This is a genomic window from Legionella sp. ST3F1 (assembly GCF_048553315.1).
GTDB lineage: Bacteria > Pseudomonadota > Gammaproteobacteria > Legionellales > Legionellaceae > Tatlockia > Tatlockia donaldsonii.
The window spans coordinates 1-17,490 of record NZ_JBLZIO010000028.1; the positions used below are offsets into that span (position 1 = coordinate 1).

Consider the following 17,490-nt stretch of genomic DNA (forward strand, 5'->3'; position numbering starts at 1 on the left):
CAAGAGCGTTTAGAAGGTTACTTGTTGTACAAAAAATCGGCAGAGATCTGATCAAGAGACAGTTGCTTGCAACCAGGGTTACGACATAGCGCTGGATACTTACATCAATAAAATCAATTTTATCTTTTTATCTAATGATGGTTCACTAACTTCATTAGGCTCTTTATTATCCTATGCCATCATAGCTTTACCCGTTTAAGGTTATTATTACAGCTGCTTTTACTTAAAGGTGACTTTCTCAATTATTGCAGGTTTATTTTTAGGACTGTTATCAGAGGATGCAATAAAAAGGGTTTGATTATCTTGTCCGCCAAGGACACAATCAAATGGGTGAAAACGGGTTTTTATAACCGTTAAGCAATTTCTATGGGAATCAATGCATAGCACCTCCTTTTTTCCTGGTGAGGCAATCCATACAGCATTCAGCTTTTCATCAAAGCAAATTCCATCAGGATAATGGCGGTTTAAATTCTCTGGTACGCCATGCTCATCGAAGCTCACTGCAAAACCTAGATTATCGAATTTGATCCATGGCCGTTGATTTATCAAAGTATTATCTGTGTGAATATCAAAAATGGATACAGTCGCTGAAAATGTCTCTGCTACTATCAAGTGTTTACCATCCGGCGTTATCAAAATACCATTCGGATAGCCAAGATTGGACGCCGCTATTTTAATATCACGTTCTTTTGTGATCATTAGAATATTTGATTTAATTGGTTTTATTTTGTGTTGCGGATAAAAGCCTGAGGTACTCACATAAATGATATCATTTTGAGAAACAGTAAAATCATGACAATAACCTGGCGTGGCTATCTCAAGTGATTTAAAAATAGATAAAAAATTATCTTTATATTGCAACAACTCTCTCTTTTTCAGCGCGGTTATTAACAGACTCTTATCCGATAACCAACCTAATCCGGCAGGAGAAGCAACAGAAATTTTTGTGATTAATTGACCTGTTGCTGAAAAACAATATACGGTATTGCCCCCTAAATCACAGAACCATAAATTATTATTATGCCATCTTAAACCTTCAGTAAATTGAAAACCATCGAGAAAAATTTCTGTATTAAATATGTCCATGTTATATCCTAAACAGATTTTACCTGCGTATTAGCCGCGTAAAAAATTGATAATCCAATGGGCGATCAATTCATCATCTGCATCTTGCTGCAATGACTTAAGTCCTTGTTCATAGCATTCCTTGCCTAGAATGCGCTCACGATCTTCGATTAAGGCTTGAGAATAAGCTTTGGTAAATTCCGGATGGCCTTGTATGGTGAAGAGGTTATCGCCAAACTGCAGCATATAAAACGGACAGAAGTCACTGCCGGCAAGTATTTCCGCGTTTAGGGGTAATGTTACAACCTGATCTTGATGACTGACCAGTAGCTTGAAATTATCACGTTGAGGAATCATCCAGGGTTTTTGTTGGGTCATTTTGTTTTGTGACATACCTACACCCCAGCTCTTCGGGGATTTAATCACTTCTCCACCCAAGACTTTGGCAATGAGCTGATGACCAAAGCAAATGCCAATCACTTTCTTTGCGGCGTTGTTTAATTGCAGTACGAAATCCTCAAGTACTCTTATCCAGGGAAGATCATCGTTGACGCCGTGGCGACTGCCTGTAATCAAGTAAGCATCACAAGTATCAATAGTAATTGGTAATTCACCCTGGCGCACATCGTAAACGACAAACTCCAGGGAAGGATCTGCTTTTTTTAGCAATCTGGCAAACATATCTGGATATCGTCCATGGACTGGAGCAAATTTTTCCTGAACCTCATCACATTGTAATAATCCAAGATTCATGATGGCTCCGGCAGGTAAGCTATTTCCCCGACAATGGCTGCATGCAGAATAGTCTGATACTGCGATACATTGAAGGGAATAGGATTGCTACCAGCTGCGGCATCCTCTGTGGCCATTGCCGCAATTCGTGATACCTGCAAATCATTAATACCTATTTCAGCTAAGGAATGTTCAATGCCTATTTCATGGCGCAGTTTTAATACCCAGTTAAAAAAACCATCAAAACCATCACTTATCTGCAGATAGGCAGCGAGGCGCGATATTCTATGCTCTATAGCTGGTCTGTTAGCCTGTAATACGTAGGGCATAAGAATGGCATTTAAACGTCCATGATGGGCATCGTAAATAGCCCCTAAGGGATGTGCCAATGCGTGCATTGCACCTAAACCACGCTGAAAAGCGGTAGCGCCCATCGCTGAGGCGACAAGCATCTGTGTGCGAGATTCCAAGTCATTCCCATTTTTAACAGCACGAGGTAAATACTCTTTTACAAGCCGAATACCTTCGATAGCGATTCCTTCTGCCATGGGGTGGTAATAGTTGGAACATAAGGCTTCTAAAGAGTGTGACAAGGCGTCCATACCAGTGGCTGCGGTGAGCTGGGGGGGTAGCTCAATGGTAAGCTCTGGATCCAGAATCACTATTTCAGGTAACATTTTAGGATGGAAAATAATTTTTTTTATATGTTGTTCACTATCCGTAATAACTGACGCGCGTCCTACCTCCGAGCCAGTGCCTGCAGTGGTTGGTATGGCAACTACAGGGGCTATCTCTGCGGCATTGACTCGCTTCCAATTATCGCCGATGTCTTCAAACTCCCAGAGCGGGCGTTCTTGGCCAACCATTAAGGCAATCGCTTTACCCGCATCAAGAGCTGAGCCCCCCCCAAAGGCAATCACACCATCATGTTTGCCAGAATGGTAAGCGTTTACTCCTGCTATAACATTCTCACCGTTTGGATTTACTTTGATTTGACTGAACACCGCTACACGCAGCTGAGCTTCCCGGCAATGTTGTACTAGATTGGCGAGCATAGGCAACTGGGCAAGGCCTGGATCGGTTATTAGCAAAGGAGCTTTCATGCCTAGTGTCCTGCATGCTTGGGCAAGCTCGTTTACTCGTCCGGCTCCTACTCGCACCTGAGTAGGATAGTTCCAGTTAGCCGTCAATGATGGCAGGTTCATGTTATAAACTCCTTTAATTAGGGTCTGTTGACATTTCGACTCAGGCTAGCGAAATGTCAACAGACCCCAGTGTATGATTGGATCCTATGCATAAGACTGGGTCTTTTTACAACCTAACATTCGTTTAGCGACATATATGCTTTGATAGCGAATTCATATTAACTGACCGTTTTTATATGAAAAGATTTTGGACGGGTTAGTGACTCATAGCCAAGCACAGATAAGGTGCAGCCGCGACCAGAATTTTTTACACCAGTCCATGCTAATGCTGGATCAAGATAGTCACAGCGATTAATAAAAAAAGTGCCTGTATGCAATTGCTCGCCAATGGTTGTACCCGCAGCAATATCTTTAGTACAAACAGTAGCAGTCAAACCATAGTCACTGTCATTCATCAAGGCAACGGCCTCAGCATCACTATTGACTGCCATGATACCTGCTACTGGCCCAAAAGATTCCTCCGACATTACCCGCATTTGATGATTAACCTGAGTTAAAATCTGGGGAGCCATATAAGCAGAGCCAGACTTATCCATTGGAAAATTTTGTCTATCAATATGCGCTACAGCACCTTGTGCAACTGCTTCTTTAATTTGAGCGCGCACAAAATCAGCACGAGCAGCGGATACCAAGGGACCAAGTGTGGTTTCAGGATCATCGGGTCGCCCAAGTTTATATTCCTTAACCAGATCTACGGCTTTCTTAACAAAAAGATCATAGACATGTTGATGCACATAAATACGCTCTATACCACAGCAGGATTGACCTGAGTTAAAAAAAGCGCCATCAACCAGGGTTGCAACGGCTTGATCAATATCAGCATCTGCACGTACATAGGCAGGATCTTTACCACCTAGTTCAAGACCAATATTGAGAAAACGTCCAACAGCAGCTTTTTCAATCATTTTTCCGCCGGCAACAGAACCAGTAAATGCCACATAGTTAATCGCTGGAGATTGGATGAGTTTTTCTGTGTCTGTGTGAGTGAGATGTAAGTACTGGAAAACCCCATCGGGCAAACCAGCTTGAACAAATGCTTCCGCTAAACGTTCTGCTACCAGAGGCGTTTGTGCAGAATGTTTCAGCAACACCACATTGCCCGCCATAATGGCTGGAATGATGACGTTCACTGCGGTGAGAAAGGGATAATTCCATGGCGCGATTATTAACACTGCTCCCAGAGGTTCACGTTTGATATAACGGATAAAATCTGGTTTTTCAGGTAATTCAATGGTTGCCAATGCTTTATCGGCATTATTGATCATATAAAGTGCGCGTTCTTCAAAACCGGTTATTTCGCCTGCGGTATAACGAATAGGGCGTCCCATTTGCCAGCAAATCTCTTCTGCAATCGCTGCCTTGTTAGCCACAAGGATTTCAACAGCGGCCAGACAAAATTTTGCTCTCTTTGCTAACGAAGTTGTACGCCAAGTACTTTTTGCTGCCTCAGCTTTTACCAGAGCTTGGTGGATAATTTCTTGACTGGCAAACTGACGTTCAACATACAGTGAGTTATCAATAGGAGAATAGGTTTTTAATGTGTCCTTCATCTTAAAATTCCTTCAGAATCTAGCCGGTTTGACATTTCGCTAGCTTAAGTACCAGGGTTTAGTAGAAATGTCCTAAATAATTTCAAAGTAACGATCCAATTCCCAATCAGTAATATGTCGGCGAAATTCTCGCTCTTCCCATTCGCGTGAGGCTGCGAAATGCTCAACAAATCCCTCGCCAAACAGAGAGTAGGCCGCTGCCGAATTTTTCAGGCGTTGTGCTGCTTCCCATAAGGTTGAAGGCAAAGCCAATTCCTTGTTATGAGATTGAGTGTAGGAGTTGCCTCGAATTTCCTCTTCTGGCTCCCACTCATGCTCAATCCCATATAAACCCGAGCCTAATGCTGCAGCGAGGGCAAGATAAGGATTCGCATCGGCAGAGCCCAAGCGGTATTCGATTCGTTGTGATTTGTCACTACCTGGAATCAAACGTAAGGCAGTAGTACGATTTTCTACTCCCCATGTGGCGTCAGTGGGAGCCCAAAATCCAGGAATCAGACGAGTGTAGCTGTTTACAGTGGGTGAAAACATGGCTAACAATTCGGGCATCAATTTTTGTTGCCCGGCCAGGAAATGGCGCTGGATCTTACTCATATTGTATTTCGTTGAGGGATCATAAAAAGCGGAAGACGAGTTGTTTTTGTTTCGCAACGACATATGAATATGACCACTTTGCCCCGGGTAAGTGGGCGACCATTTAGCCATAAAAGTTGCCATCATATTATTGCGCTGCGCCAATACTTTCATAAAAGTTTTAAACAGCGCTGCTTTGTCGCCAGCAGCTTCAGCTTTATCTACTGCTATCGCTGCTTCAAGTACTCCGGGACCTGTTTCTGTATGGAGAGCTTCAATAGGGAAATCCATAATTTCACCCATATTGAGGATTTGATGATACAACTCCGCATGGACACTATTGCGAATCACTGAGTAACCGAAGAAATCGGGGGTCATTGGTTTTAAGTTACGGTACCCTTTGGCTCGTATACTGTCTGGCGTCTCATCAAACATGAAAAATTCATATTCCAAAGCAGCATAAGCATCAAAACCCATCATCTCTGCTTTTTGAATGACGCGACGTAACACACCGCGGGGGCATAATTCCGCTGCCGCACCGTCAAACTCGGCCATAAATAATAATTGATTGTCTTCAAAAACAAGCTCACGACAACTCTGAGGCAAAATACGCACTAATGCATCTGGATAGCCAGTATGCCAACCAGTATATTTAACGTTATCAAAAAGCTTGTCTTTGGAATCCCAGCCCAGAATTACATCGCAAAAAGAAAATCCATGGTCTAAGGCCGAGAAAAATTTGTTCCGACTCATGTACTTGCCAAGCATGATCCCGTCTATATCAATAAGTCCGATTTTTACGTGAGTGAGCTTACGTTCTTCAACGATGCCTTTTGCATCTTCCACTGTTCTAACATCCCTTGGATTTAACATCGTATGTCCTTATTTTTAAGTGATCAGCCAAGCATTAGACCTTTTTCCAAAATCTACTATGGTAGGAAAAAATTCTGTCCAGAAATTACAATAGAGATAATCATTATTTCGAGGTGAGCGAGCGCTATCTATCAAGAGTAGCATGTAAATCATGGAAAAGGATAGCGGAAGGAGTTGAATTTACCTTCGCCAAGTAAACGACTCGGCGAAGGTGAAAATTAATAGGCTTTTCATAAAGTTGCTACAGAAAAATGCAAGTCACGTCGCCGCAGAACAGGGGTGTTCAGGCAGGCATTAGGATTCGAGCACTGTATCGACGAAGCAAGAGTCTCCTAAGAAGTCTAGTGACTGGTAGTATCAAAGTCACCATAGAGATCGTAATCATCACTGTCGGTCACTCTAATATCTACCAAGTCGCCGACACGAACATTATCATTCAGTGGTAAAAAGACTAGACCATCTATTTCCGGTGCATCACTTTTGCTGCGCGCAATAATGTGTTCTTCGTTAATTTCATCAATTAAAACGGTTTGACGTGAACCAATTTTGGCAGCCAGCTTAGCGCGACTGATTTCAGCCTGCACTTGCATAAAACGATGATATCGTTCTTCTTTGATATGTTCAGGAACCGGGTCTGCCAATTCATTGGCTTTAGCCCCTTCAACTGGTGAATATTGAAAACAACCAACACGATCCAGCTCGGCTTCTTGCAAAAAGCCCAGCAACTCTTCAAATTCGTCTTCAGTTTCACCGGGAAAGCCAACAATAAACGTGGAACGTAAGGTAATGTCAGGACAAATGTCACGCCATTGAGCAATACGTGCCAAGGTGTTTTCACTACTGGCCGGTCGTTTCATTGCTTTTAACACCCGTGAGCTGGCATGTTGCAGTGGAATATCCAGATAAGGGAGAATTAATCGGTCACGCATTAATGGGATAATCTCATCGACATGCGGATAGGGATAAACATAATGCAGACGTACCCAAATACCTAGATCGCCGAGTTGCTCACATAAATCATAAAAACGAGTGCTGATTGTTTTACCTTGCCATTCAACCGGTTGATAACGAGTATCGACACCATAGGCGCTAGTATCTTGCGAAATAACCAATAATTCCTGTACCCCTGCATCTTTTAAGCGTTTGGCTTCACTTAGTATTTGCGGCAGAGAATAACTTTGTAATTTACCGCGCATGGTGGGAATGATGCAAAAGGTACATTTTTGATTGCAACCTTCTGAAATTTTTAAATAGGCGTAATGACGCGGTGTTAATTTAATGCCTTGAGGGGGTACTAATTGAGTGAAGGGATCTACAGGAGGTGGTAAATGCCTATGCACAGCACGGACAACTTCCTCGTAAGCATGGGCACCACTGATATGTAATACATCAGGGCACGCTTCACGAATAATATCTGCTTTGGCACCGAGGCAACCTGTTACAATAACACGTCCATTTTCGGCCATCGCTTCTTTAATGGTGTCCAAAGATTCTTTGACTGCTGCATCAATAAAGCCACAGGTATTGATTACTACGACTCCGGCATCTTGATAACTGGATACCAAATCATAGCCCTGAGCACGCAGTTGAGTAATGATTCGCTCTGAATCCACCAGTGCTTTAGGACAACCCAAACTGACAAAGCCCACTCTATGATTCATAATTTTCTATCTGTAAAAAAAGTGGGCGAATTATACCGTTTCTAGGGTAAGGTTGTCTAATATCTCGCTGAGATTCGTCATTTTTAACATGCCTGGCGCCTTGATCTGGCATACGCCATTCGATCCTCCAAATTCTATGCAACTATAAAAAAATGTTGAGCTTCTTTCAATTGAATGATCCCCAGGTCACTATCGATACAGAACATCAACAGAAATCATCAGCGCCTTTCTAAAATGGCATCGCAAGCGGAGCATCCCACTGGTGTATGGTTTTATCTCAAGTATTGTATCAATGCTCTGGCTAAATTCTTACTTTTAAGGTCACCTGCAAGTTTTTTGGGCATAGTAACTACTAGTTATCAGAACTATCTCACCCAGGCCAAGCGGATTGATTTTTACTCCTGTAAGAAATACCGGGAATGTAAAGATAAGGAGGTACTGTCACCTTTTGGCCATGACAGCCTGGTTTTAGAGTAACACTATTAACGAGAAACCATTTAGTACGATGGCGATAACCTAGCTCGTGAGATGGCCTAAGCTTGAAACACGTTCTTAATAGTTCCATGGGACCTAAAACCCAGCGATGTGGGGCAGCCGCAATCCAGGCAGCAGCTTCTTGTTTCTGCTTTGAGCGGCTCATGTGATAGGCATAATGCCAGATAGGTTGATGAGCAAATAACAGATGTTGCTCCTTAACACCTAGAATTAGAAGAGATTCTTGATAAGGGACACGCTCAGCTGTTTTATTCATGATAGCTGCTGGAGTGCGTAAATTGTTTAGCTGTGGATAAAGCAACAGCGAGTAACAAAGCCAACAAAGGGTTAGCCCAAGCAATATGCGTACTAATGGAGCCTGGCGCAATAAGGAATTAATAAGTAATAAGCCAATCCCTAAAAAAAACAAAGAGAGGCTCAATGTTGTACTCAGATCCGTAGTGAGAATGGCTGGTTTTTTACCAGTCAGTAACATACATGCAATGGCAAACACAATAATCGTTATCAGCCAATATAAACCTCGCAGCAATCGGGCTGGCCAAGTATAACCAACCAGCTCCATTAGCCAAGGAGATGCTAACAAAGCGAATGCGGGTGTGGCTGGCGTTAAGTAAACTGCTCTCTTGCCAGGGGAAATTGAGAAAAATAAAATAACCAGTAACACATAACCTAATAATAAGAAAACACGTCGATCGCCCTGCTTAAGAGCAGCTTTCCAACACCCAATCAGCCACGGTAAAAAAAGAGATAAGGGCAACCAGAATAAAGGTATGACTTGGATTAGATAATACCAAACGGGTTTGATATGAACCCATGAGTGAGCATAGCGACCCACTGTCTGATGAAAGAGAATATCATTGCGATAAGCTTCCAGGAGAGGGGACGCGCTATGTTGCGTGCACCAAATCATCGGTAACAACCAAAGACTGATAGTGGCCAGCATGACTAGAGGACCTGCTGCAGTTTTTGCAATAGAGGAAAATCTTGCTTGACGGATTACATCAAAATGAGTCCATAGAGCGGGGAATAAGATGAAGACCGCAAGAATACCAACTCCTTTCGTAATAATTCCAAGACCTGTCGTAAACCAGCCAAAATAGTACCAACGCCAACCGCCGCTTAAGAGCAAAAAACGTAAAAACCCATAAATACCGAGAGTAACAAATAGAGTGACTAGCGCATCTATCTGGGCTGTTTTAGCTTGCAGTGTAAATTGTACCGTAAAGAGCAACATAAGTGCTGCAAGAAAACCGATTTCCCTATTCCATAATCGACAACCCAGATCCCATGTAAGAATCAATGTCAATAAACTCGCCAACAGCGAAGGCAGCAAAAAAGCTATTTTAAGAGAGTGAGTCAATAAGTATGAGACAACGATTCCCCACATAAAGAGCGGTGGTTTATCAGCATAGAGTTCTCCTCCACGCATGGGAATGAGCCAATGCCCACTCTCTAGCATTTGTTTAGCGATCAAAACAAAACGTGGCTCATCAGCAGGCCAGGGATCACGCAAACCAAGACCTGCGCCAAGTATCACCAAGGCTAAGAGTATTAGTAGCCAATACCTATTAGTAAAAGCGATTATTTGGCGATCGACCAGCATGGAATCCCTGTCTAAAGTAGTGACAAAATTGTAGATAACGAATCTTACATGATGAAAATCGATAATCAATCTTTTGGGCAGCTGCACTGCGAGGCAGTGGCGGAGAATAGCGTAATCAGGGTATTCATTATCCAAAACCAAAATACGCTATGGATTGAAACAATCGAGTTAGTTCGAAGGGCGTGGTGAGTTAGGGCTTGAATTTGTAAGCAACAATCGAAATTCAAGCTCTGATAGCTGGTCTTTTATCCAGCCAGCGACGTATTCCTTTGGGGAGGGTTACCATGTTGTATAGCGCAGTCTGTTGTCACCTCTTGGCTTGTTGAGTAAAAAAATGTACTCGATGAAGAGGATTGGCTGATTGGTGCGATATCTACAGAAAATTCTTCTTTTTTCTGCGGGATGACCTCTTTGGCTAAATATCCCAATACACCACCCAGTTTTGCCAGGTTTTCACGCAAATAGGCACGACTTGTTTGATCTTTATTTTCCTTGTACATGGCGTAGTAAAAGGCCAGGACATCATTTGCTGACGACTCCTCCTGCGACTTGGGTTTAGAGCTGTCAGAACGAGATAAACGCCATCGTTCATAAGCTGCTTTACCATATTGCTCATGATTTATAAATTTATTACCCAAACAATTCCATTCAAATCTGTTTCGGGGATGTAAGCGAAATCCACAATGGTAATGAAATAGCAAGGATTCATAACCTATATCTACTTTGATGTTTCCATTGGTTTGAAATCGTTTGGAAAAACTTAATCTGAATACTAATTCATGGAGCGCAGTGCCAACATTTCTGCATTCCCGAGCGGGAGAGGTATTATGCAATTGGTTGATAATAATATATTTTTTATAATTCGGTGCTCCCAAGCGCTCTTCAGAAATGTTGACATAACCAAGCTGTTTCCCGTCGCTGTCGATGATTTTATAGGTATGCTGATACCCATCTTCATTTACAACAGAAAATTTTAGAGGATTACCTTCCTTATCGAATAGTTGGGTAGTTAATTTCATCTAATTGTCTCCTGGGAGCATGCAGTAATTGGCTAGAAAAGGAATTTATTTTAAGCATTTTAAATATTTGTTGGTCATGATTACAGCGAAAATTAGGAAAGTACGGAGTCCAAAAAGGAATAGATGCATTGAATAAACAGATAGATTTAGTTGCAATTAAGAACTAATTATCAGACTGATATCTCCAGAATTTTGGCATGCAGAGACAGCAAAGAGTGACACCTGCAACGCATAAAAAACCGCCAGAGACTATAGCAGTGGTAATACCAGCGGCGGAGGCAATAACACCTGCTCTGCTATCCCCTAGTCTGGGGCCGCTTAAATAACTGATCATTTCAATGCCCGCTAAACGGCCGCGATAGTCGTGCGGGATCGAATGGTTCCACAGAACACTTCTAAAAATTCCGCTGATTGCGTCAAAAGCACCAGAAAGTGCCAAAAAGACGAAAGCCCAGAAAAGTGAGGTCGATAAGCCAAAGCCTACCATGGTGAGTCCCCAAAAGGCCGCTGCAATCGCTATCGCTTTACCATGTTGTTTAACTCTAGTTGTCCACCCGCTGACAAAAGAAATCAACAAGGAACCAACAGCAGGTGCTGCGTACAGTAAACCCAATGTTTGTGCACCACCCAGGGATTGTGCAATTGCCGGGAATAGTGCATTAGGCATTGCAAAAACCATCGCTATAAAATCTACACAGTAACTTCCCAAGAGCTCCTGTCGTTTCCAGGCGAATTGAACTCCTTCTTTTATGGCTGCTAAAGCTGATGAAGTGTTTGCAGCAACCGGCTTGGGTGGATTTTTCATAAGGAATAAACTGGTAATCGAGATAGCAAAAGTGAGTAAGTCAATACAGTAAGTTACTACGATTCCCAAGTGGGCAATAATAAAGCCGGCTATAGCGGGTCCAACAATCATACAAAAACTGTATTTAAAGCTTACTAACACGCCTAAAGCTTTATAATCCCCCGGCAGGACTAATTGTTGGCTCATGCTCTCTAAGGCTGGGCGATGTAATCCCGTAATAGCAGACATCAATGAAGAAATAACAAAAATGCCAGTGAGACTGGGTTGCGTAATATAAGCGTTAATAGCCAGGAGGGCGCAGCCAATAACAAGACATGCTTCACTCATTATCACTAAACTGCGGCGATTGTATTTATCCGCAAATACACCACCAAGCAGTGCAGTAATTAATAAAGGAATCAATTGAACCAGACTTAATAATCCTACCATCAGCGATGAGTGGGTTAGTTGATAAACTTGATAAGGTAAGGCAACAGTTGTAATCATTGTTCCAATAAATGATACAAATTGCCCGACATAAAGTAGGGCATAGTGACGGTTTTTCTTAAGAAGGGAAATATCAATAAAAAGATTCAAAATAAACGCCTTTAGCCAAGTAGGATTTTCGAGTTTTCCTGCCCTGTGGTAAAAATTTTGGTGTTTTATCCAGGAGACGTAAACTCCCGTTCATCACCGGTTTGTTAAAAAATAAGCGAGTAGGTAGGGTAACTACGCTAAATGGATAAAAGTTGTATTTTATATGAAATACAAAATACATAAATAAGTATTTGCCTCTGTGGGGTTAACACCCTACGCCAGACATAAGAGCAGCGGGTACTAGTTGATCTTTTTCTAACGTATAGGTTTTGTTGGGTACTACACTAACCCAGTTAGTCAGCAAATCGGGTTCTCCTACACCTTTTGACCACACTAATATTCTGAAGTGGCTTGCGTTTTTAGGGAGATCTAACTCGCTCTTTCCTGTTTGTGAAATAATTTGTAATGAATCTGAGTTCAGTTTTAGACCATAGATTAGCGCTTTATTCTCTTTTTGCATCTCTTTAGCAGTTGTCGCCCATTGGACAGCAATCCTTGATTTTTGATCTTTTAGGGGAAAAGTTGTTTTATTGTCGAAAACAATAGTTGTAGCAAACCCTACGGAAGCAACGATTAGGGAGAGAAAGCATGTCATGATTTTTTTCATCTTATCACCTGATAATAGTTATAGAACTGTTATTCCTTCTTGAGTCTGACATGGAGCATTTTTATTTATTTGGGGTGTCTTTAGTGGAAAACTTCCCTCAGAACAAAGTGTGGGCGTTTTGCCAATCCCTTTGAATAGTTCTTTAGGAATATGCACGGTTACATTCTTGATAACGTTGACTGCCTCAACAATTTCGAAATTACCAACCATGCTTAGGAACTGGTAACTCTCTTGTGGAGAGAAGCCTTGAGTGCGTACTAAAAACTCAATAGCATTTTTAGACGCCAGTTGCATGGCCTCCAAAAGATCTTCATTTAAGCCTACAATCATCCATTCGGAAGAATTTTCGATAATAGGCCAAGTAAATAAACTACTACCGTTTCGTTTGGTTTTATCAAAAACACCCTCAGCTTTAAGGTCTTTTCGTACAATAAACTGCAGCGTGATTCCTTCATAGGATGTCTCCAGGGCTGTTACATCAATTTCACCATTGCTTTGCATCGCATGTGAATCCCCAGTCCAAACCAGGGCCCCTTTGTGAAATACAGGTAGATAAAGGATAGAACCAGCTTGTAGACTGGGTGCATCCAAATTTCCACCAAAAGGTCCAGGGGGGACGGAGTTAAATTGCCCAGATACGGGTTGTCCCATCTGGGTTTGCAAATTGACAGGCCAGCCGTCTGGCCAGTCAAGCGGAGGGGCTACTGCTATTATTCCCGGGAATGGCTTGAGGTGTAAACACACTCCTTTTGTAAATTCGGTCGTGTTATTCTTTTTGTCATATTTAAAATATTTAATCCTTGGTTTGGTAAACTCCGATAAAATGCCTTGTGTTGGACTTAAGAAGTTATATCCGAAGTCATTCAATTTAATATCGAGAATCCGAATCTCTAATACATCGCCTGGCTCGGCCCCCTCGACGTAAACAGGGCCGGTCAATGTATGCATGCCACGTCTTTTCTGAATATCATGCTTGACATAAAATTTTGCTACATCTGCAGGTGTTGTTTTATTGAAGACCATTTCATGCAGGCAACTATTCCATGTTTCCAACGAGACTGCATCACCTGAGCGAATTTTTATGACAGGCGGTTTATCGAGCGTAAAAAGACCTAGGGTAGTTGTTTCGGAGGTTGCCGGAACGCGGTATGTTTCACCCATCAGTGAGGAAACATATAATACGCTGAGGATGAATGAGAAAATTTGGAATTTTTTTAGCATTTCTAGTCCTATTAAAAATAGCTAATATCGACTATGTTTATATGCATGTCTGTAAAAAGCAAGTAAATTTAATTATCGGATTTAATGCAGGAATACATGACCCAAAGAAATAAATACGGTGTTATTAATAGACTGGTTGCTCATCGGGAATAAAAATTGGAACTTCTTATAAAAAAAATCAGCTATCTTTTAGCCCTCACTATTTTATTTTCAATTTTGTTAGCTGCTTGTGATCTTCATGCCGAGTCATCCAGGAATCCGACGATAAGTTCTCCACCCCTATCAAATACAACAACGGAAACATCTGCGATTAGCTCAAACCCGGCTGCCGTTAATGTCACTACTGGCTCAGGAATTCTTCAGCAGTTAATACAGCAACAGTTAGGTATAAAGGATAATCATGGTATCGACATAAAAGGCGCATGGTTCGGGGATACAAATCGATTATTTACGGGAGGGATCCCTGCTGCGAAGAAGTCTACGTCGAATAGCGTAGGATTGGTTGATTTGACCATTGATATGGAGCGACTTAATGGGTGGAAAGGGGGATTATTTAGTGCTCAATTTCTTCAGCAGAATGCGCAAAACACGAATGGGCAGGCTGGCATTACGCAAGGATATAATTCCTTGCCTGATGTTCCGCCTTACAACCGCTCTGAACTTTATGCACTTTGGTATAGACAGGGTCTTTTCGATGACCGCCTTTTCATTCGTCTAGGGAAGACGATCACAACCTTGGATTTTAATAACGTAATAAAACCTGTCCAGCTCGAGCGTGGTGTACCTAATATTCCGGCTGTTACCAGTTTAATTTATACCCCGGTTTTTATTAATCCTGCAGTGGATGGAATCATGCCTGGTTATACCAATTCGGCCTATGGCATATCGGCAACCTATACTCCGGTCAAGGAATGGTATCTTTCTTATGGAATTTTTGATGGTAATTTAGCCAGTGGGAAACAAACAGGACTTACAGGGCCGACCTTCAATGGCAATCATTTTCAGGTGGGAGAAACAGGAAGCGCCTGGCTCTTGGGAAGAAAGCCGGGTACCTTGGGACTTGGATTATGGCATCAGACAGGCCTTATTCGCCAGAACAACCTCACTGAAACGGGGGCAACAGGGGTTTATTTATTTGGTTCCCAACGCCTATGGTATCGCCATCCAGGATACGACATTAGTGGTATCTCAGCGTTTTACCAATATGGCATTAATAATTCGAAAGTATTATCCATGAAGCAATCAGTCGGAGCTGGCTTAACTGCATTTGGTCTTGTTGCTAACCGGAGTTCAGATTCAATGGGTGCAGGGTTCTCGCTGGCTTGGTTGAATCAACGAACGACGAATCGCAAGAAGGAGGTGATGTTTCAATGGTATTACCAAGCCAAGTTAATCACGAACGTCTATTTGGAGCCTGCAATTTCCTATATCCCTAATCCGGGACAAAGCAAACGTTTAAATCCTGCTACAGCAGGAACATTACGGGCGATCGTATTATTCTAAACAGGCCACTGGTTAAATCGAAAACCAGATTGATTGATATCAACTGATCCGACCGGCCAGAGTTCAGAATGCCAGAGCTTCCTGTAATTGTTGTAAAAATTTATTTGCTGATGCTTCACCCACGAGACGTAAATTTTCCTGTTCATCACCATTTTTGTTAAGGAATAAAAAAGTAGGTGGTGCAACGACATTAAATAGGTTAAGAAGCGCTTTGTCTTGTTTGTTATTTGCGGTGATATCTACTTTCAATATGACAAACTCTTTTAGGGCTTTTTCCACACGAGGATCTTTAAAAGTAGTAACTTCCATCAGTTTGCAAGAGGAGCACCAATCAGCGTAAAAATCAATCATAACTGGTTTGCCTCGTGCCTTGGCAATCGCTTGTTGCGCTTCATCCACTGTTTTAACCAGTTCGTGCGAACTGCCAAGACGGTTTCCTTCTGCAGCGGCGGTAACCCGCAAGCCAGTTAAGGGTTGCAGCGGATTAGAGCCACCCATGCTTGCACCCACCAGTACCAGCAAACCATAAACCAGTAACAGAATACCTAATCCTTGGCCAAATTTAGCTTGCTTGGAATGAGCAGGACTCAGTGCGCCACAATAAATCCCTGAAAACACCAATAAACTTGCCCATAAAGCCATAACCAGGGGAGAGGGAAGAATACGTTCTAATAAATAGATCGCAACAGCAAGTAGCAAAACACCAAAAAAGGTTTTGACCGTGTTCATCCAATGACCTGCTTTAGGAAGCCATTTGCCGGCTGACATGCCAATTAATAAAAGCGGTATTCCCATCCCTAGCCCGAGGAAAAACAAGGCTATGCTGCCTAAAATAATATTTCCGGTGTGAGCAATATAACTTAAGGCACCGATCAGTGGGGCCGTAACACAGGGTGAGAGGATTAAAGTCGATAAACATCCCATTGCAGCCGCGCTAAGGTAGTGTCCTCCCCCTTGACGTTGACTGGCGCCAGCTAGTTTTGCTTGCCAGGAAACCGGTAAGCGTAGTTCGTAATAGCCAAACATGGACAGCGCCAACAAGATAAAAATCAGGCTAAATAGACTGATTATCCATGGTGATTGCATGGCGATTTGGAGATTGGCTCCTAATAAAGCAACGACAGCTCCGACGATTGCGTAGGTAACCGACATACTAAGTACATAGCTTAATGAGAGAAAAAAAGCTTTGCGAGTAGAGATATTTGCCCCATGACCGACAATAATCCCTGATAGTACGGGTACCATTGGTAAGACGCAGGGAGTGAATGATAAGAGCAGACCAAAGCCCAAAAAGCTTAGTATTATCATGAGCCCGTGATTGTTGGCTAATACAGCTTCGATATCATTCGTTGGTTGCTGTGGTGTTTCTACTTGCTCTTGAGTTGCTTGCGTTTCGATGTCTACCTGGCTAAGTGCCAGATTTTTATCGATTGTTAATTTGATTGACCGAGTCTCGGGAGGGTAGCAAAAACCATCATCTGAACAACCCTGGAAATATAAATTGATCAGGGTTTCTCCAGGTTGTTCCCCTAGAACCGGGACGGGTAATGACAGTTGTTGACGGTATACATCATAAGTACGACCACGTTTATCGGTTTTTTTTAACGTTTCGGGAAAGCGAAGGGTACCAAGATGAATATTGGAGCCAGGTTGCTCAGTTAATTTAATGCGATCGCTATAAAGAAAATAGCCTGGCTTAATTTGCCAATTAAGCGTGAACGTATTCGGGTCAATTTGTTTCGCCTGGACTTGAAAAACGTCAGCGGCAGGAAGAGGGCTAGCATAATTGATAAAAGAAGCTAAAATAAGTGCCGCGAATGAGAGCCATTTTTTCATAATATGCTTTTGAAAACCTGTAAAATTGTAGAACATTGTAGTCCCAAGATTAAAAAAACCAAAATTTTTTTAAATTTACCCCTTGAAAATAATCTTTTTGTCTCCATATGGCTGACATCAGCGTTATGTAGTGTTTAATATGTGGCGCTAAAAACTCAGAGCTTCC

The 17,490-nt window shown here is 42.2% G+C and carries 13 protein-coding genes; 1 reads left to right on the forward strand and 12 read right to left on the reverse strand.

The window, feature by feature from the left end; all coding sequences use genetic code 11:
* Positions 1 to 219: 219 nt before the first annotated feature.
* The 11 genes from ACN4Z1_RS14980 to ACN4Z1_RS15030 form a co-directional block, all read right to left on the reverse strand.
* On the reverse strand, positions 220 to 1,086 hold the full coding sequence (locus tag ACN4Z1_RS14980) for an SMP-30/gluconolactonase/LRE family protein (protein ID WP_228364767.1): 867 nt from the start codon (positions 1,084 to 1,086) through the stop codon (positions 220 to 222).
* A gap of 30 nt (positions 1,087 to 1,116) precedes the next feature.
* Complete coding sequence (locus ACN4Z1_RS14985) at positions 1,117 to 1,818, reverse strand: glutamine amidotransferase-related protein (RefSeq protein ID WP_228364768.1); 702 nt, start codon at positions 1,816 to 1,818, stop codon at positions 1,117 to 1,119.
* Positions 1,815 to 3,002: an iron-containing alcohol dehydrogenase gene (locus tag ACN4Z1_RS14990; protein WP_228364769.1), complete on the reverse strand. Its 1,188-nt coding sequence runs from the start codon at positions 3,000 to 3,002 to the stop codon at positions 1,815 to 1,817. The genes ACN4Z1_RS14985 and ACN4Z1_RS14990 overlap by 4 nt, the downstream gene beginning before the upstream one ends.
* Positions 3,003 to 3,160: 158 nt before the next feature.
* Positions 3,161 to 4,552 (reverse strand): aldehyde dehydrogenase family protein, encoded by a 1,392-nt coding sequence (locus ACN4Z1_RS14995; protein WP_228364770.1) that lies wholly within the window; start codon positions 4,550 to 4,552, stop codon positions 3,161 to 3,163.
* A gap of 72 nt (positions 4,553 to 4,624) precedes the next feature.
* Positions 4,625 to 5,998, reverse strand: coding sequence for a glutamine synthetase family protein (locus tag ACN4Z1_RS15000; protein WP_228364771.1), 1,374 nt, complete (start codon positions 5,996 to 5,998; stop codon positions 4,625 to 4,627).
* A 341-nt stretch (positions 5,999 to 6,339) separates the two neighbouring features.
* Positions 6,340 to 7,659 carry a 30S ribosomal protein S12 methylthiotransferase RimO gene (rimO, locus tag ACN4Z1_RS15005; RefSeq protein WP_228364772.1) on the reverse strand — a complete coding sequence of 440 codons (1,320 nt, stop codon included), beginning with the start codon at positions 7,657 to 7,659 and terminating at the stop codon, positions 6,340 to 6,342.
* 370 nt (positions 7,660 to 8,029) lie between these two features.
* The gene (locus tag ACN4Z1_RS15010; RefSeq protein WP_419388325.1) at positions 8,030 to 9,757 is read right to left on the reverse strand and encodes an ArnT family glycosyltransferase; all 1,728 of its coding nucleotides are present in this window, start codon (positions 9,755 to 9,757) and stop codon (positions 8,030 to 8,032) included.
* A gap of 245 nt (positions 9,758 to 10,002) precedes the next feature.
* Positions 10,003 to 10,776, reverse strand: coding sequence for a hypothetical protein (locus ACN4Z1_RS15015; RefSeq protein ID WP_228364774.1), 774 nt, complete (start codon positions 10,774 to 10,776; stop codon positions 10,003 to 10,005).
* Positions 10,777 to 10,939: 163 nt separating this feature from the next.
* The gene (locus ACN4Z1_RS15020) at positions 10,940 to 12,157 is read right to left on the reverse strand and encodes an MFS transporter (protein ID WP_228364775.1); all 1,218 of its coding nucleotides are present in this window, start codon (positions 12,155 to 12,157) and stop codon (positions 10,940 to 10,942) included.
* Positions 12,158 to 12,362: 205 nt separating this feature from the next.
* The gene (locus tag ACN4Z1_RS15025; RefSeq protein WP_228364776.1) at positions 12,363 to 12,764 is read right to left on the reverse strand and encodes a hypothetical protein; all 402 of its coding nucleotides are present in this window, start codon (positions 12,762 to 12,764) and stop codon (positions 12,363 to 12,365) included.
* Between the two features lie 18 nt (positions 12,765 to 12,782).
* Positions 12,783 to 13,985 (reverse strand): acetamidase/formamidase family protein, encoded by a 1,203-nt coding sequence (locus ACN4Z1_RS15030; protein WP_228364777.1) that lies wholly within the window; start codon positions 13,983 to 13,985, stop codon positions 12,783 to 12,785.
* A 264-nt stretch (positions 13,986 to 14,249) separates the two neighbouring features.
* Between ACN4Z1_RS15030 and ACN4Z1_RS15035 the strand changes: the two genes are divergently transcribed.
* Entirely contained in the window at positions 14,250 to 15,488 is a 1,239-nt protein-coding gene (locus tag ACN4Z1_RS15035) for a carbohydrate porin (RefSeq protein ID WP_370634634.1), read from the forward strand.
* A gap of 63 nt (positions 15,489 to 15,551) precedes the next feature.
* Here ACN4Z1_RS15035 and dsbD read toward each other — a convergent pair whose 3' ends face one another.
* Positions 15,552 to 17,324 (reverse strand): protein-disulfide reductase DsbD, encoded by a 1,773-nt coding sequence (gene dsbD, locus ACN4Z1_RS15040; RefSeq protein ID WP_228364779.1) that lies wholly within the window; start codon positions 17,322 to 17,324, stop codon positions 15,552 to 15,554.
* Positions 17,325 to 17,490: the final 166 nt, after the last annotated feature.

What these genes read in the sequence shown, in the direction of transcription:
- ACN4Z1_RS14980 (WP_228364767.1), bottom strand. Translation starts at nt 1,086, where the DNA reads ATGGACATATTTAATACAGAAATTTTTCTCGATGGTTTTCAATTTACT.
- ACN4Z1_RS15015 (WP_228364774.1), bottom strand. Translation starts at nt 10,776, where the DNA reads ATGAAATTAACTACCCAACTATTCGATAAGGAAGGTAATCCTCTAAAA.
- ACN4Z1_RS15000 (WP_228364771.1), bottom strand. Translation starts at nt 5,998, where the DNA reads ATGTTAAATCCAAGGGATGTTAGAACAGTGGAAGATGCAAAAGGCATC.
- ACN4Z1_RS15010 (WP_419388325.1), bottom strand. Translation starts at nt 9,757, where the DNA reads ATGCTGGTCGATCGCCAAATAATCGCTTTTACTAATAGGTATTGGCTA.
- ACN4Z1_RS15025 (WP_228364776.1), bottom strand. Translation starts at nt 12,764, where the DNA reads ATGAAAAAAATCATGACATGCTTTCTCTCCCTAATCGTTGCTTCCGTA.
- ACN4Z1_RS14995 (WP_228364770.1), bottom strand. Translation starts at nt 4,552, where the DNA reads ATGAAGGACACATTAAAAACCTATTCTCCTATTGATAACTCACTGTAT.
- rimO (WP_228364772.1), bottom strand. Translation starts at nt 7,659, where the DNA reads ATGAATCATAGAGTGGGCTTTGTCAGTTTGGGTTGTCCTAAAGCACTG.
- dsbD (WP_228364779.1), bottom strand. Translation starts at nt 17,324, where the DNA reads ATGAAAAAATGGCTCTCATTCGCGGCACTTATTTTAGCTTCTTTTATC.
- ACN4Z1_RS15030 (WP_228364777.1), bottom strand. Translation starts at nt 13,985, where the DNA reads ATGCTAAAAAAATTCCAAATTTTCTCATTCATCCTCAGCGTATTATAT.
- ACN4Z1_RS14985 (WP_228364768.1), bottom strand. Translation starts at nt 1,818, where the DNA reads ATGAATCTTGGATTATTACAATGTGATGAGGTTCAGGAAAAATTTGCT.
- ACN4Z1_RS14990 (WP_228364769.1), bottom strand. Translation starts at nt 3,002, where the DNA reads ATGAACCTGCCATCATTGACGGCTAACTGGAACTATCCTACTCAGGTG.